Origin of the sequence: Flavobacterium sp. GT3P67 (assembly GCF_004349155.1) — a bacterium.
Classification (GTDB): Bacteria; Bacteroidota; Bacteroidia; order Flavobacteriales; family Flavobacteriaceae; genus Flavobacterium; species Flavobacterium ranwuense.
In genome coordinates, this window is sequence record NZ_SMLF01000009.1 from 165075 (window position 1) to 181434 (window position 16360).

7 protein-coding genes are annotated in these 16360 nt (G+C 33.7%); 6 read left to right on the top strand and 1 reads right to left on the bottom strand.

The window, feature by feature from the left end; translation table 11 throughout:
* The first annotated feature begins 638 nt into the window (after positions 1–638).
* A complete protein-coding gene (dnaK, locus tag E0H99_RS14415) occupies positions 639–2525 on the top strand; it encodes a molecular chaperone DnaK (protein ID WP_131997025.1) in 1887 nt (628 codons plus the stop codon).
* Positions 2526–2826: 301 nt separating this feature from the next.
* On the opposite strand, the gene E0H99_RS14420 is transcribed toward dnaK, so the two are convergent.
* Positions 2827–5400, bottom strand: coding sequence for a zinc-dependent metalloprotease (locus E0H99_RS14420; protein ID WP_131997028.1), 2574 nt, complete (start codon positions 5398–5400; stop codon positions 2827–2829).
* A 342-nt stretch (positions 5401–5742) separates the two neighbouring features.
* On the opposite strand from E0H99_RS14420, the gene corA reads away from it, so the two are divergent.
* The 5 genes from corA to E0H99_RS14445 all read left to right on the top strand — a co-directional run bounded on the left by corA (position 5743) and on the right by E0H99_RS14445 (position 16360).
* The gene (gene corA, locus E0H99_RS14425; RefSeq protein WP_131997031.1) at positions 5743–6813 is read left to right on the top strand and encodes a magnesium/cobalt transporter CorA; all 1071 of its coding nucleotides are present in this window, start codon (positions 5743–5745) and stop codon (positions 6811–6813) included.
* Between the two features lie 54 nt (positions 6814–6867).
* On the top strand, positions 6868–8961 hold the full coding sequence (gene pta / locus E0H99_RS14430) for a phosphate acetyltransferase (RefSeq protein ID WP_131997034.1): 2094 nt from the start codon (positions 6868–6870) through the stop codon (positions 8959–8961).
* Positions 8962–9067: 106 nt separating this feature from the next.
* Positions 9068–10267 carry an acetate/propionate family kinase gene (locus tag E0H99_RS14435; RefSeq protein ID WP_131997037.1) on the top strand — a complete coding sequence of 400 codons (1200 nt, stop codon included), beginning with the start codon at positions 9068–9070 and terminating at the stop codon, positions 10265–10267.
* Between the two features lie 97 nt (positions 10268–10364).
* A complete protein-coding gene (locus E0H99_RS14440) occupies positions 10365–13109 on the top strand; it encodes a histidine kinase (protein WP_240723494.1) in 2745 nt (914 codons plus the stop codon).
* A gap of 242 nt (positions 13110–13351) precedes the next feature.
* Positions 13352–16360: a SusC/RagA family TonB-linked outer membrane protein gene (locus E0H99_RS14445; protein ID WP_131997043.1), complete on the top strand. Its 3009-nt coding sequence runs from the start codon at positions 13352–13354 to the stop codon at positions 16358–16360.

Sequence of the window (16360 nt, forward strand, 5' to 3'; positions counted from 1 at the left end):
TCATTTTTAGGTCGAAACTGTGTGTCAGTTTTATAACTTAATGAATAAAACGGGCAATACGAATGTTTTGAAGTAAATATAGATAATTTTTGCTTTTTGAGAATAATAATTTTAAGATAATTAAGACAAAAGTTCGATAAATAAATGGCGCTATTAACTTAAACAAGGTTGTTTTTATATTGTTCTGATTTAGATTTTTAGAAAAGTTGTGTAACAGTTAGGGATAGTACAGCTTAGTGTGTTATTGCCCCCGCTACTGTAGTTAGTATATCACGAGTTTTTTTTGAAATTTATAACGGAATAGAACAGCTGTAAGTGTTTTTGATCATATTTCTTAGTCCTGATAATAATGGAAATCCTTTTTATTTTTTCTTTAAAAATAAAAAAAATGTAATGAATAGCGGGAAATAGCTCCTGAAATGAATTCAAAATAAATCCAAGCTTCGGCTAGACTTACATTAAGAATGACAACTTCGGTTATAATGACAAACCCCCTGAAATGTCATCTTGTCAGATTTCTTTACGCCAATTTTAACATAAACTGACAATTTAATAGTCGGTTTTGTATTGGCACAAAGATTGACTTATCGACTTCGAGTCATTAAAACAAGTATACAATAAAATTAAATATATTAAAAATGGGTAAAATAATCGGAATTGATTTAGGTACGACCAACTCTTGTGTTTCTGTAATGGAAGGTAATGAAGCAGTTGTTATTCCTAACGCAGAAGGAAAAAGAACAACACCATCTATCATCGCTTTTGTTGAAGGTGGGGAAATTAAAGTAGGAGATCCTGCTAAAAGACAAGCGGTAACTAATCCAACTAAGACTATTGCTTCTATCAAACGTTTTATGGGTCACTCTTTTTCAGAGGTTTCTGCTGAAGCAAAAAGAGTTTCTTACAAAGTAGTAAAAGGGGACAACAATACACCACGTGTGGATATTGATGGTCGTTTATACACTGCTCAAGAATTGTCAGCTATGACACTTCAAAAAATGAAAAAAACAGCTGAAGACTATTTAGGTCAAACTGTTACTGAAGCAGTTATTACTGTTCCAGCTTACTTTAATGATGCACAACGTCAAGCTACGAAAGAAGCGGGTGAAATTGCAGGTCTTAAAGTAATGCGTATTATCAACGAACCTACAGCTGCTGCACTTGCTTACGGTTTAGATAAAAAAGGTGTTGATCAAAAAATTGCTGTTTACGATTTAGGTGGAGGTACATTTGATATTTCTGTTCTTGAATTAGGAGACGGAGTTTTTGAAGTATTGTCTACAAATGGAGACACTCACTTAGGTGGAGATGATTTTGACCACGAAATTATTGACTGGTTAGCTGCTGAATTCTTAACTGAAGAAGGTATTGACTTACGTCTTGATCCAATGTCATTGCAACGTTTGAAAGAAGCTGCTGAGAAAGCAAAAATTGAATTGTCTTCTTCTGCTGAAACTGAAATCAACTTGCCATACGTAACTGCTACGGCTTCAGGACCAAAACACTTAGTTAAAAAATTAACTAGAGCTCAATTTGAAAAATTAACGGACTCTTTAGTAAAACGTTCTATGGCACCAGTTGCTAAAGCGTTGAAAGATGCAGGTTTATCTGTTTCTGATATTGACGAAGTTATTCTTGTAGGTGGTTCTACTCGTATGCCAAGAATTGCTGAAGAAGTTGAAAAATTCTTTGGTAAAAAAGCGTCTAAAGGAGTTAACCCTGATGAGGTTGTTGCTATTGGAGCAGCTATTCAAGGTGGAGTTCTTTCTGGAGATGTAAAAGATGTATTGTTACTTGACGTTACACCTTTATCTTTAGGTATCGAAACTATGGGTGGTGTTTTGACTAAATTAATTGAGTCTAACACAACTATTCCAACTAAAAAATCTCAAGTTTTCTCTACTGCTGCAGATTCTCAACCAACAGTTGAAATCCACGTTTTACAAGGAGACAGAGCTATGGCAGTTGACAACAAAACTATCGGTCGTTTCCATTTAGATGGTATTCCACCAGCTCCAAGAGGTGTTCCACAAATTGAAGTAACTTTTGATATTGATGCTAATGGTATCATCAAAGTTTCTGCAACTGACAAAGGAACTGGAAAATCTCACGATATTCGTATCGAAGCTTCTTCTGGATTAACAGCTGAAGAAATCGAAAGAATGAAAAAAGATGCAGAAGCTAATGCTGATTCTGACAAAATTTTAAGAGAAAGAGCAGAAAAATTGAACGAAGCAGACGGAATGATCTTCCAAACTGAAACTCAATTGAAAGAATTAGGTTCTAAATTATCTGATGAAAACAAAGTTGCTGTAGAATATGCATTAACTGAATTGAGAATGGCACACCAATCTCAAGACATTCCTGCAATTCAAACGGCTCTTGACAACATCAACGCTGCTTGGAAAAAAGCAACTGAAGCGATGTATGCTCAAGGAGAACAAGGTCAAGGTGAAGCACAACCTCAAGGGGATGCTGCTCAAGGAGACAATGTTGAAGACGTTGAATTCGAAGAAGTAAAATAATAATTTCCCGTAGAGACGGACTGCTGTCTGCCTTTATTGTTGATTTAAAAAACCGTTCGCCTTTGGTGAACGGTTTTTTTTTGTGGGATCAAATAAAAACCCGACCTGTTTTAGAAACGGGTCGGGTTTTGTTATTATTATTATTATTATTATGTAGAGACGCACTGCAGTGCGTCTCTACAATGTGCGTTTTTACAATAATGTGTATTTCTATATAATATGCGTCTCTACGTTGAAATCACATCAAATACATCATAAAAAAAAGGGAAAATGTTGTTGAACATTTTCCCTTTTTAATTTATTATTTAGGATTTAAAGCTTCTCCTATTCTAGAAATTAAATCTTGTAAGTGATATCTACTCATTCGATCAGCCATTTTTGACGAGGCTAATTTCATTTCGTTTTTTAAACTATTAAGTTGTCCTCTGGAAATAGAAGGTAAGTCAGTTTGAGCTAAATTTACTCTTCTTGTTGTGAAACCGTAAGTAACACCTACAGGAACCGCTCTAACCATTGCTGTACCTGGTTTTAGTAATTCGATCATTTTGTCAACATACAATTTTTGGATGTTTCTACGATACACATCAATTGAACCACTTCCTTTCAATTCAGAAAAGATCCCATTTTTTAAGTCACTTATTAATTCATCAGCTGAATAGTTGTTTTTATTCACAGAAGAAGTTTCTATAAGGCGAACAATTCTATCTCCAGCTAACAAACTTGATAAGGTAGCATCTTGCATTCCTTTGATCGCTTCAACACCGCTTTCCGGGTTTATTTTCGAAAGGATGTTTTGATCCAATAACCATTTTGGTGTTGTAAACAATTGAGTGTTCAAGAATAAAACTGCATCTTTTTGGATATTTTTTGGAACTACTTCAAATTGATTTCCAGTCATGTCATACGTTTTTGGAGAATCATAGATTCCACCAACGTTTTTAGTAACATGTCCCATATATCTTCTGAATTGCCCTGTAAGTGCGCCATAAAGATTGTCTAGTTCAGCATAGCTTTCTCCGTTTTCTTTAGTCCACTCTAATAAATTAGGTAAAATTCTTTTTAAGTTTTTGATTCCATATTCAGAAGCTCTCATCGCATTATCCCCAATATCCTCAGTTTGATATCTAGGATCATAAGGACTGGTTTCTGTACCAAACCATAAACGGTTATTTTTATAGGCTTCCTTAGTCATTTCATTCAACTTCGCCTTTTCTTCAGTTTCAGTTTTAGCTTCGTCAAAATAAGAATAACCCCATTTAATCGCCCATTTGTCATAATCCCCAATTCTAGGAAATAAGGCTGTAACACCATCTTCTGGTTGTGCCACATAATTAAAACGCGCATAATCCATGATAGAAGAGGTATGTCCGTTTTTCTCTTGGTACTCTTTATCTCTTAGTTTTTCAACCGGAGTGGCAGAACTGGCTCCCATGTTGTGACGTAATCCTAAAGTATGTCCTACTTCATGAGAAGAAACAAAACGGATTAATTCACCCATTAATTTATCATCAAACTTTTTTGATCTTGCAGCAGGATCTACAGCAGCAGTTTGAATTAAGTACCAGTCTCTTAAAAGACTCATGATGTTGTGATACCAACCAATGTGGCTTTCCAAAATTTCACCACTTCTAGGATCATGAACATTAGGTCCGTATGCATTTTGAATCTCAGCAGCAAAATATCGTAATACTGAAAAACGGGCATCTTCCAAGCTCATTGTTGGATCATTTTCGGGCCAATATTCCCCACGAATAGCATTTTTCCATCCCGCACTTTCAAAGGCAACCTGCCAGTCATCGATACCTTGTTTAATGAATTTTTTCCATTTTTCAGGAGTTGCAGGATCAATGTAATATACAATAGGTTTTTTAGGCTCAATTAATTCACCTCTTTTTTGTTTTTGAGCATCTTCTTCAGATTTTGGCTCTAAACGCCATCTCACTGCAAATACTTTGGTGTCTGATTTTTGAGATTCTTCCTCAAAAACATCATATTGGTTTGCAAAATACCCAACACGTGCATCAAATTCTCTTTTGCGCATTGGCGTTTTTGGCAATAAAATCATAGAGGTATTCATCTCAACCGTGATTACTCCAGCATCTAAACCGGATGGTAAATTAACTCCAATTTGTGGTGTTGGAGTAGTTGAAATACGCGGAGGAGTAGTAGTAAATGTTTTTACACTTCTAATCTCAGTATTTATTGGATAACTGCTTATTTTTGAGATGAATGATTTATCCTTTTGAAACGTTTGTATGTTTAACAATTGTTTCTTTATTGGATCTAACGAAAAAGTTTGTACGTCAGCATCGAAAGTGCTCGTCAAGTCGATCACATATCCAGCATTATTTTTTCCGGTTGAATCTTTTTTGAATGCTAAGATATCATAGTTTCCGATAATTGGATCTGAAGTTGAATTCTTAACAGCCTGAGCCATTGGTTTGTCTTCATCTGGAGACATAATAACATAGGTAACAGACCTAAGGAGAATGTTGTTGTTCAGCCCTTTTTCCCAACGAACAACTTGCCTGTTGATTTCTTCTCCTCCAAAAATTCCTCCTCCTGCAGGAGTTTTAGAATATCGGGTTATAGTCATTATTTCACTTCCTAAAAGGGAGTCTGGAATCTCAAAAAGATATTTGTCATTTATTTTATGAATGTCAATTAATCCTTTTTGTGTTACTGCGGTTGAGTCAATAACTTTTTTGTACGGTTTTGGTTCTTTCTTACCGTCTTTGGATTCAGGTGCTTTAGCTTCAACTTTGGCTGAGGCATTTTTGTCTGCTCTTTTCTTTTTCTTGCTTTGTGCAAATGTGCCTTGCGCAAAACAAAATAGCAGACAGGTAATAATTAAGGTTAGTTTTTTGTTCACCATTTAGTCAATGTATTTGATAAAGTTTATAATTGGTTTTGGTTAATAAGTAGCGTTTTTTGTATTTTGTTACTGATTATTGTCAAATTTATTGATATATTTTTAAGAAAATGCTATTTCGAAATGCAATTTTTAATAATTAACACTATTTAAGAATCGTTGATGAATCACTTTTCCGATGGTATAATATGATTTTTCTCAGGAAAGGAATTATTATTTCGAGTTACCTTTGTTTTTAAAATACCAAATTAAACCCGTTTTTTTCATTTTTAGGAATGTCAAAAGTACCGAGAAACGATATTTTTGTAAAAGTTTTTCGTAATATTACTACATAAACAAGTTGGCATGAGAAAAATCAAGTACAAGAAAGGAAGGAAAATGCAACCTTATAATTTAGAATATACGGGCATTCATAAAAGTAAGGAATCGGAGATGCAGTTGTTTGTTTATGATGATTTGAATCTTACCGAATATGAGGATTTTAAGGTTTCGGATTTAGATAAATACATTGATGAACAAAAAACAAACTGGATTAATATACACGGTTTGAATAATGTGGAGTGGTTAAAATCGATTGGAGATTATTTTGAAATCGATAATTTTATGTTGGCAGATATTTTAAATACCACCCGAAGAACAAAACTGGAAGAGTCTCATGATTTTCTATTTTTCAACATAAAATCACTTTTGCCTGCGGAACATTCAGATAATATAAGTGTAGAACAAATCAGTTTTTTGTTAAAAGATGGAATTCTAATTTCTTTTCAGGAAAAGCGAAGTGACTTTTTTACCCACATCCGAGAACGGATTCGAACGCATTCAGGAATTGTCAGAACCAAGAAAGCCGATTATTTGTTGTACATTCTTCTGGATGCTATCATGGGAAATTTCTACATCACTTTAGAAAACGAGGAGGACAAAATAGAGGAATTAATCAATCTTACCAAGGAAAGTGTTGATCCAATAATTTTAGAAAAAATAGAGAAACACAGGGATAATCTGAATTTTCTAAAACGTTCCATCATTCCGCTACGTGATTCTTTGTATGATATAAAAAGTATAAAAGACGATAACATATTTAATGCGATGGAAGCAGATAGTTTTAGCTTTTTTGCGCGATTGCATCAAAAGAGTTTAGAACTTTTAGAACAAATTGAGTCCGATATGGGATCTTTGGAAAGTGCGTCTAATTTCTTTTTCTCGGCACAGACGCATAAGATGAATGAGATAATGAAAACCCTGACCATCGTATCTGCGATATTTATCCCACTTACTTTTATTGTGGGGGTTTACGGAATGAATTTTGAAAATTTACCGGAACTAAAATACCATTATGGGTATCATACCGTTATGGGTGCCATGTTTTTTATAGTTATAGGAATGATTATTTATTTTAAAAAACGCCGTTGGTTTTAGAAATTAAAAAGGAATGCATCCAATTAATCTGGAATTAAATTTAAAAATAAAAAAATGAACAAGGCCATATACATTGCAACAAGCGAACAAAATAGTGGGAAGTCGATTATTACGTTGGGATTGATGAGCATGCTTATTGGTAAAATGGCTAAAGTAGGTTATTTTAGACCTATTGTTGAAGATTTTGAAGAAGGGGGATTTGATAATCATATTGAAACCGTGATTGGACATTTTGGGATGGATATTGAATTTGAAGATGCGTATGCCATTACAAAAAGTAAATTAATCAAAAAGAAGAACAAGGGGAAAATAGGCGAGGTTCTCGATTTGATTATTGAAAAATACAAGAAATTAGAAGAGCGTTTCGATTTTGTTTTGGTTGAAGGAACCAGTTTTACAGGAGAAGGAACTGTTATCGAATTAGATATGAATGTTCTGATTGCCAAAAATCTTGGTATTCCAACTATTATTGTGGGCTCGGGAGTGGGTAAAACATTAGAGGAATTGATAGATAGTCTTTACTTGGCATACGATTCATTTAAAGTCAAAGATGTCGAGGTTTTGGCTGTAATCGCCAATAAAGTCCAACGGGAGAATATTGAATTAGTAACCAACGGTCTAAAGAAAAGCTTACCGGAAGGTATATTAGTGAATTCAATTCCTTTGATTCATAATTTAAATAATCCAACGATACAGGAAATTGTAAATGAGTTAGATGCTAAAGTTTTATTTGGTGCGGCACATTTGAACAATCAAACCGGAAATTTTAGTGTGGGAGCAATGCAATTGTGTAATTATTTGTTGCATTTGAAAGAAAATAGTCTGGTGATTACGCCCGGAGATAGAGCCGATATTATTTTGGGCGCATTGCAGGCCAATGAGTCCGTAAATTACCCTACCATTTCCGGAATTGTACTTACAGGGAACATCTTGCCTGAGATTAGTATTTTGAAATTGATAGAAGGACTTTCGACCATTGTTCCAATTATTGCGGTGGAAGAAGGAACGTATTACATTACCAATAAAATAGGTTCCATTAAATCTAAAATTTACGCGAACAACAAGCAGAAGATTGAAATTTCTATCAATACTTTCGAAAAACATGTTGACTTAGACAACTTGGCTGAAAAGCTAATCACTTTTGAAGCGGAGGGAATGACTCCAAAAATGTTCCAATATAATTTAGTAAAAAGAGCCAGACAACACAGGAAACACATTGTTTTACCAGAAGGAAATGATGAAAGAATCATTATTGCAGCCTCACAATTATTGACGATGGATGTGGTTGATATTTCGATTATTGGCAACAAAAAACAAATTGAAAGTAAAGTTGCTGAGTTGGGGCTTCCTTTCGATTTTTCTAAAATAAAAATCATTAATCCGATAGAATCCGAGCATTATGATGATTATGTAAACACCTATTATGAGTTGCGAAAAGCAAAAAATGTAACTATAGGAATGGCTAAGGATTTAATGGAAGATGTCTCGTATTTTGGAACAATGATGGTCTATAAAGGTCATGCAGACGGAATGGTTTCCGGAGCGGCACATACCACGCAACATACCATTTTGCCGGCTTTGCAATTCATTAAAACGAAACCCAATTCCTCTGTGGTTTCCTCGATATTTTTCATGTGTTTAGAGGACAGAGTTTCTGTTTTTGGAGATTGTGCCATTAATCCAAATCCTACTGCGGAACAACTGGCAGAAATTGCAATTTCCTCTGCCGATTCTAGTTTGGCTTTTGGGATTGAACCAAAAATCGCCATGCTTTCGTATTCATCTGGTTCATCAGGAAAAGGAGATGAAGTAGATAAAGTAAGAGCTGCAACTGAAATAGTGAGAAGAAAACGTCCCGATTTAAAAATTGAAGGACCGATACAATACGATGCTGCAGTTGATATGGCTGTCGGGAAAAGTAAGATGCCAAATTCAGAAGTGGCAGGACAAGCGAGTGTTCTAATTTTTCCGGATTTAAATACAGGGAATAACACCTATAAAGCGGTGCAAAGAGAAACAGGCGCATTAGCAATTGGACCTATGTTACAAGGGTTGAACAAACCCGTAAATGATTTAAGCCGTGGTTGCACGGTAGATGATATTATAAATACGGTCGTGATTACAGCGATTCAAGCACAAGGATTATAAATCAATTATGAATTGTGAATTATTAATTATGAGTTTTGATTCTTTGAGCCTTTAGTGAAAAGACTCAGTAAATCAGACAATTAGTGCCTTAGCAACTTAAAAAAAAATGAAAATAGTAATTATAAACTCGGGGAGTTCATCGATAAAATACCAATTAATCGACATGCCGGCTAATGAAGTTATTTGTTCGGGTATGATTGACAGAATTGGGCTGGAAACTTCAAATCTAACTTATTTGACCAATACTACTAAATTAGAAGAGACGTTGCCTATTGCGAACCATAAAATTGGTTTGGAAAAAATTGCTAAATTACTGATGGATGAAAAAGTAGGGGTGATTAAAAGTACGGATGAAATAGAAGCTGTCGGGCATCGTGTGGTGCATGGCGGAAGCGCTTTTTCGAATACGGTAATCATTACCAGTGAAGTAAAAGATAAAATCAGACAGCTTTTTGATTTAGCACCTTTGCACAATCCGGCCAATCTAGAAGGAATAAATGTTGCCGAAGAAATTTTTAATTCAGCTAAACAAGTGGCTGTTTTTGATACTGCTTTTCATCAAACGATTCCTGTTGTGGCGCACAAATATGCGGTGCCAAATTACCTTTTGACGGAAAATAAAATACGCGTTTACGGTTTTCACGGAACGAGTCACAAATATGTTTCGGAAAATGCGATTCATTATTTGAAACAAAATTTTAAGAATAAAGGCTCTAAAATTATTACGATACATTTAGGAAACGGTTGCAGTATGACTGCTATAAAAGACGGAAAAAGTATCGATCATACGTTGGGTTTTGGCCCAATGAACGGATTGATTATGGGAACCCGAAGCGGCGATGTGGATCAATCCGTAATTTTTTATCTGGTAAATTCTTTAGGATATTCGCTTGAAGCGGTAAACACAATGTTGCAAAAGCAAAGTGGAATGCTGGGACTTACCGGTTACAGCGATTTGAGAGATATTGAAGCGAATGCGGAGAATGGAAATGCTGATTGTCAGTTGGCTTTAGCTATGAATGCCTATCGGATTAAAAAATATATTGGTTCGTATACATCGGTTTTAAACGGACTTGATGCTATTATTTTTACAGCAGGTATTGGAGAAAATTCTTCCTATATTCGAAAATTAGTATGTACAGATATGGATTATTTCGGGATAGAATTGGATGCATCCAAAAATGAAATTCGTTCGAAAGAAATTCGAGAAATTAATACACCCAATTCTAAAACTAAAATATTGGTTATTCCGACTAATGAAGAAATCGAAATTGCCAATCAGGTATTTGAATTACTTACCAATTAGAAAATGTCATCTTCTAAAAAAGCTTCTCTGCAGAGAAGCTTTTTTTATGCTTTTTATTTAATAAATCTGTTTATATTTGGAGATAAAACGCCACATTTTGAAAGCAAGAAGCATATTAATAATCCTATTATATTTTTTTTCATTCCAACTTTATTCGCAAGAATTACTTCCTTTTGTAGAGAATTACAGCAAATCAAATTATCAAGGGGATAATCAGATTTGGAGTGTTGCACAAGGAAATGATAATGCCATGTATTTTGCTAATAATTATTATTTTTTACGCTATGATGGCGTAAAATGGGAGAAATACAGCTTGCCAAACAAAACTATTATTCGTTCTGTAATGGTTGACGGTGACCGTATTTATACAGGTTCTTATAAAGAATTTGGCTATTGGTTCCGAAAACAAGGAAAGATGCATTATGTTTCGATTTCCAAAAACAAGAAGGTTTTTGATGAAAATAACAACGAAGAAATCTGGAAAATATTTAAATTCAATAGTAAAATCTACTTTCAGTCTTTTAATGGGCTTTTTCTATATGATGGGAAAGTAATTAAAGAAAACAAGTTTGATTTTCTGGTTTCCTATTGCTTTCCGGTTGGCAATGAGTTGTTTGTTGCTTCGGTAGAAAAAGGAATCTATAAAATGAAGAATTCCAAGTTTGAAAAGATAGAGGAATGGTCCGTTTTAGAGAATAACGTCATTCATGCTATTGAGAAATACCAAAATAAAACGTATTTTTTTACTAAAAAAAATGGGGTTTATGTGGCAGAAAATGGTAATCTGAGCGCTTGGAACAGCCCGTTAAATGCCATTTTGAAAGCGGCTAATATCAATGTTGCCAAATTCATTAGAAACAAGAAATTAATCATAGGAACAGCTAATAAAGGTGTTTATATTTTTGATTTGAATTCTGGTTCGTATAAAAACATCAATCGAAATAACGTATTGATGAACAATTCAATTTTGAGTATTGGTCAAGACAAAGAGAATGATTTATGGTTGGGTTTAGACAACGGAATTGCTCATATTGAGGTTAATTCCCCTATTTCTATTTTTTATGATAATTCAGGGATTTTAGGTTCCGTTTATTCAGTGGCGAGTACTGCAAAAGGCTATTTGATGGCTTCGAATCATGGTGTTTTTAAATATGAGGACAAGTTGCTTTCGTTAATTCCCAATACTCAAGGTCAGGCTTGGAATATCAGTAAGATAAATAACAAATACCTCATAGGTCATAACGAAGGCACTTTTGTATATGAGAATGGATTGTTCTATAAATTAAGTACTATAAACGGAGGCTGGAATTTAGCCAGAAGCAGCATTAATAATTCCTATTTGCAAGCAACATACAGCGGTGTAATAATTTATAATGACAATAATGATTTGAATCAAAAAATAGTTATAAAAGGAATATTGAAACCTATTAAATATGTTGCGCAAAACAGAAAAAATGAAATATGGGCTGCTGATAATAATAGAGGCTTGTATCGAATTTTGTATAATGATGCATACGAAACAACTGACATCAAAAATGTCACCCAACAGAGTAAAATAGGTAATGATTTTGGCGTGAAAATATTTGAGTTCAGAAATGAAATCCTTTTTTTGATCAATAAATCTTGGTATACTTACAATTCAATCACTAATCACTTAGAAGCAAATGAATTGTTTAATACTAATTTTAAAAATGTATCAAACATTGTATCCATTGATGAAAATCACTTTCTGATACTGCAAGAAGGACTTTTGTACCATATTTATGCGTATGATAATAAATTTATCCGCACTATTATTCAAGAGAAATATTACAAGGGAAAAATCATTAACGACAATTTAAAAGTGTTCAAAAACAAAGACAATTATCTGTTAAATCTGGATGATGGTTTTATTTCGTTACAATTAAAATATGCAAACAAGAAAGAATCGAATATAAGTGTTGAAGCCTTTGTTAATGATGGTTTGGTTGAAAATAAATCAAAGATCCCATACAATTCGGAGGTTCGCATATATGTAATATCAGGTGTTTTTGGAGCAACAAGACCTAATTTATTTTATAAAATAAATGGGACCAAAGAATTTATTCCTGTAAATGAAGGTTTGATTGTTTTGAATAATTTGAATAGCGGTTCCAATGAGATTACTATTTATCTTCACGATGGACTGAATTATGATACAATTTCTAACTTCCAATTTATTGTAGCCAAACCTTGGTATTTTTCTTTTTGGATGATTTTATTATATCTATTTGTAATAGGAGTTATATTATATCTGTATTACAAATGGAATAAAATGCGATACATACAGAAACTGGAATTGAGAGAGGAAGAATTGAAACATCAAAAGAAAATTCTGGAGATGGAATTAAAAGCGGAGAATGAATTGAATATTCAAGAATATGAAAAACACATCCTTGAATTGGAATTACAATCTAAATCTTCGGAAGTTGCAGGTAAATCTCTTTCTATTGCGAAGCAAAGTGAAATGATTGAAAATATTCAAGGAATTCTAGATACAGAAACTGACTTCAATAAATTAAAAAGTGAAATTAAAAAGGCCATAAAAATAAATGCAGTTAACAAGCATGAATGGGAAACCTTTGAAACAAATCTAAATCAAATTCACAATGAATTTATAATTAACCTAACTAAAAAATATCCCAACCTAACGTCAAAGGACATTAAGCTTTGTATTTACTTAAAAATGAATCTTTCGTCCAAAGAAATTGCACCCATGATGAATATTTCTTTTAGAGGCGTAGAACTGCATCGCTATCGTTTGAGAAAGAAATTAAACCTTGTTCAGGACGAAAATCTCTCTAAATTTTTATTAACTGTATAAATAGTATTTATTTTTTATAGATAATATATTATTCCAGTCTATTTATTACGGAATTACAACACATCATTACTACATCATGTAGATGTAGTGTAGTATCTCATAACCACTCTTATCAGCAGTAATACATTGGTTTATGACCATTTTTTACTATTTTGATGTATTCGTGTAGTATCACCGTTTTGCTTACTATAACGTTGTAATTATTTACTTTGGCTCCACTAACTTTAACAAATTATTAATATATGAGAAATATTATTTTTAGCTTTTTAGCACTCATTTTACTACCGGCATACATGTCTGGACAAGTAATTAAGGGAAAAGTATTAGATAAGGATGGAATTGGAATTCCGGGGGCCATGATAGTTGCCGCTGATTCTAAAACTTCAACGGATACCGATTTTGATGGTAATTTTAATATCAATGCCAAAGTAGGTGAGGTATTAAAAATTAGTATGGTAGGTTTTGATGCTTTATCAGTTTCTGCAACAGCAGCACCGATGAACATAAAATTACAAGAATCCAAAGACACGGAATTAAAAGAAGTGGTCATCATTGGTTACGGAACCAGAAAAAAGATTGATAACACTACGGCAATTACTTCATTAAAAGCAGAGGAAATATCTAGGACCAAAGTTTTGAACGCTTCGCAAGCCATACAGGGTAAAGCAGCAGGTGTTCAAGTAATTTCTTCAGACTTGCCGGGAAGTACTCCTTCAGTAATTATTAGAGGTTTGGGTACTGCTTTAGGTGGACGAACTCCTTTATACATTGTAGATGGGATGCCTACGGAGAATATCAATAACATTAATACGAATGATATTACTTCGTACGAAATTTTAAAAGACGCTTCTGCATTAGCTATTTATGGAACCAGAGCTGCAAATGGTGTAATCATTATTACAACCAAAAAAGGTAAAGGCGATAGAGTGACTGTTGAAGTAGAGAGTTTTGCCGGTTTTAGAGAGCCTTTGAAAAAAGTAAAAATGGCAGGAAGTAATAAGTACTCCCATTATTCGAATTCGGCCTTGCAAACCACAACTTTTTCACAGGATCAACCCGTTAATACAGATTGGTTTGATGCCATTACGAGAACTGGATCATATGTTCAAAATAACGTTTCGGTTTCTGGTGCAACGGAGAATATTAAATACTTTTTCAGTTTAGGAAATTATCAAGAGAAAGCAATTCTTAACGGACTGGATTACAGTCGTACCACTTTTAGAAACAATAACGAATTTAAAATTTCTAAAAAACTGACTTTAAATCAAAATTTCAGTTTTGGTTCAGCAAATTCAACTCCAAAACCATTAAGCGCTTTTACTAACGCTTACAAACAATCTCCAATTGTTCCGGTTCGTTTTTCAAATGGGCAATATGGCGTTTCTTATGTTGGTGCTGACGGTTTTGCAGGTACAGCTGGTTCTTCTTTTAACAATGTTGGAAATCCAGTAGCTCAATTAGATTATTTTGATGAAGAGCAAAGAAGCATAACATTACAAGGTGGTTTAAAATTAGATTATGATATTTTGAAATCATTAAAATTCACGTCACAATTTAACGGTGAATATTACTCCTGGAAAAATTACAATTTTGAAGACACAAAAACAATTTGGCAATCCAACAATAATCCAGGTCAGTTAAGCAGTATTATTTATCCAGCTGATAAAAATATTAATTTATTGACTAAAGGTAGAAATCAATATTTCAATTGGAATCTATCTAATTATCTGACATACAATAAAGTTTTTGCAGAGATTCATGATATCGAACTAACAGCGGGTATCGAGACTTCAGTTAGAGGTGCAAGAGAACAATTGACTGTTGCCAGAAAAAATGTAAATGCAAATTCTAATTACTGGTCATTGGCAGGTGTTGATTATGTAGGGACAGTTGTTAATTATAAAGACGAAGTTTTCAACGAAAACAAAATAGCCTCTTATTTTGGTCGTTTCCAATACAAATTAATGGACAGATACTTATTTACAGGTACAATCAGACGTGATGGTTCATCAAATTTTGGTAAAGAGTATCGTTGGGGAACTTTTCCTGCCTTTGGTTTAGGTTGGGTTGTTACTAAAGAGGAATTTATGGCTAATGTAAAAGGAATTGACTTATTGAAATTAAGAGGAGGTTGGGGTAAATTAGGAAACCAAAATGTTCCGCTTAATAATCAAGCTTATACTTCAGGACTTAGTTCTTATTTAGGAGGTTCTATATTGAATGAAGGAACTACAATCAATTCTCAAGTAGATCCAAGTTTATCATGGGAAATTACCGAAGAAACTTCTGCAGGTTTAGATTTTGAATTATTAAATAACAGATTGAAAGGATCATTTGATGTATATGATAAAACAACAACAAATGTTATTTTAAACACAAGACCGTACATGACATCAGGTATTAGTAATTCTTCACCGGCACATGTTGGAGAAGTGTCTAATAAAGGATATGAGATTGCTTTGCGTTGGGACGATAAACTAACGGATAATTTGAGTTACTGGGTTGGAGGAAATTTTTCTAACAACAAAAATGAATTGACAGGTTTAAAAGATGCCACGCTTGCGCCAATTACAGGTGGAGATTTAGGAAATGGACAATGGACAAAACTCTTAGATAATACTTCTGTAGGGAAACCATTAGGTAGTTTTTATATGTATGAATATGCAGGTTTTGATGCTACAAATGGTAAAATGTTATATAATACCGCAGCAGGTACCCAAGTGACTCAAGATGCTTTAGATGCTAATGCTGATAAAAAATATGTAGGGTCTATTTTACCTAATTCTACGTATGGTGTTACTTTAGGGATGAACTATAAAAACTTTGATTTCTCAGTGGACGGATACGGTACTTCTGGAGCAAAAGTATACAATGGTAAAAAAGCACAACGCTTTAGCGGAGAAAATATCGAAGATTCACTGGCAACAGATTTCTGGACAGTAAATAATACAACTGCTTCAAATCCTGGTCCTTTTAATCAAGTTCCGGTAGCGTCTACTTATTATTTAGAATCGGGTGATTTCTTTAGAATCAACAATATTACTTTAGGATACAAAATTCCTTTAAAAGGAGAATTTTTAAATTCTTGCAGAATATATGTGAATGCAATAAACCCATTTATTACTCAAAAATTCTCAGGTTTCTCTCCAGAATTAAATGGTAACGGAGATCCTTATGGAACACAAGGTATTGAGTTGGATGCATACCCAACATTAAGATCAGTTGTTATTGGTGCTAATTTAAAATTTTAA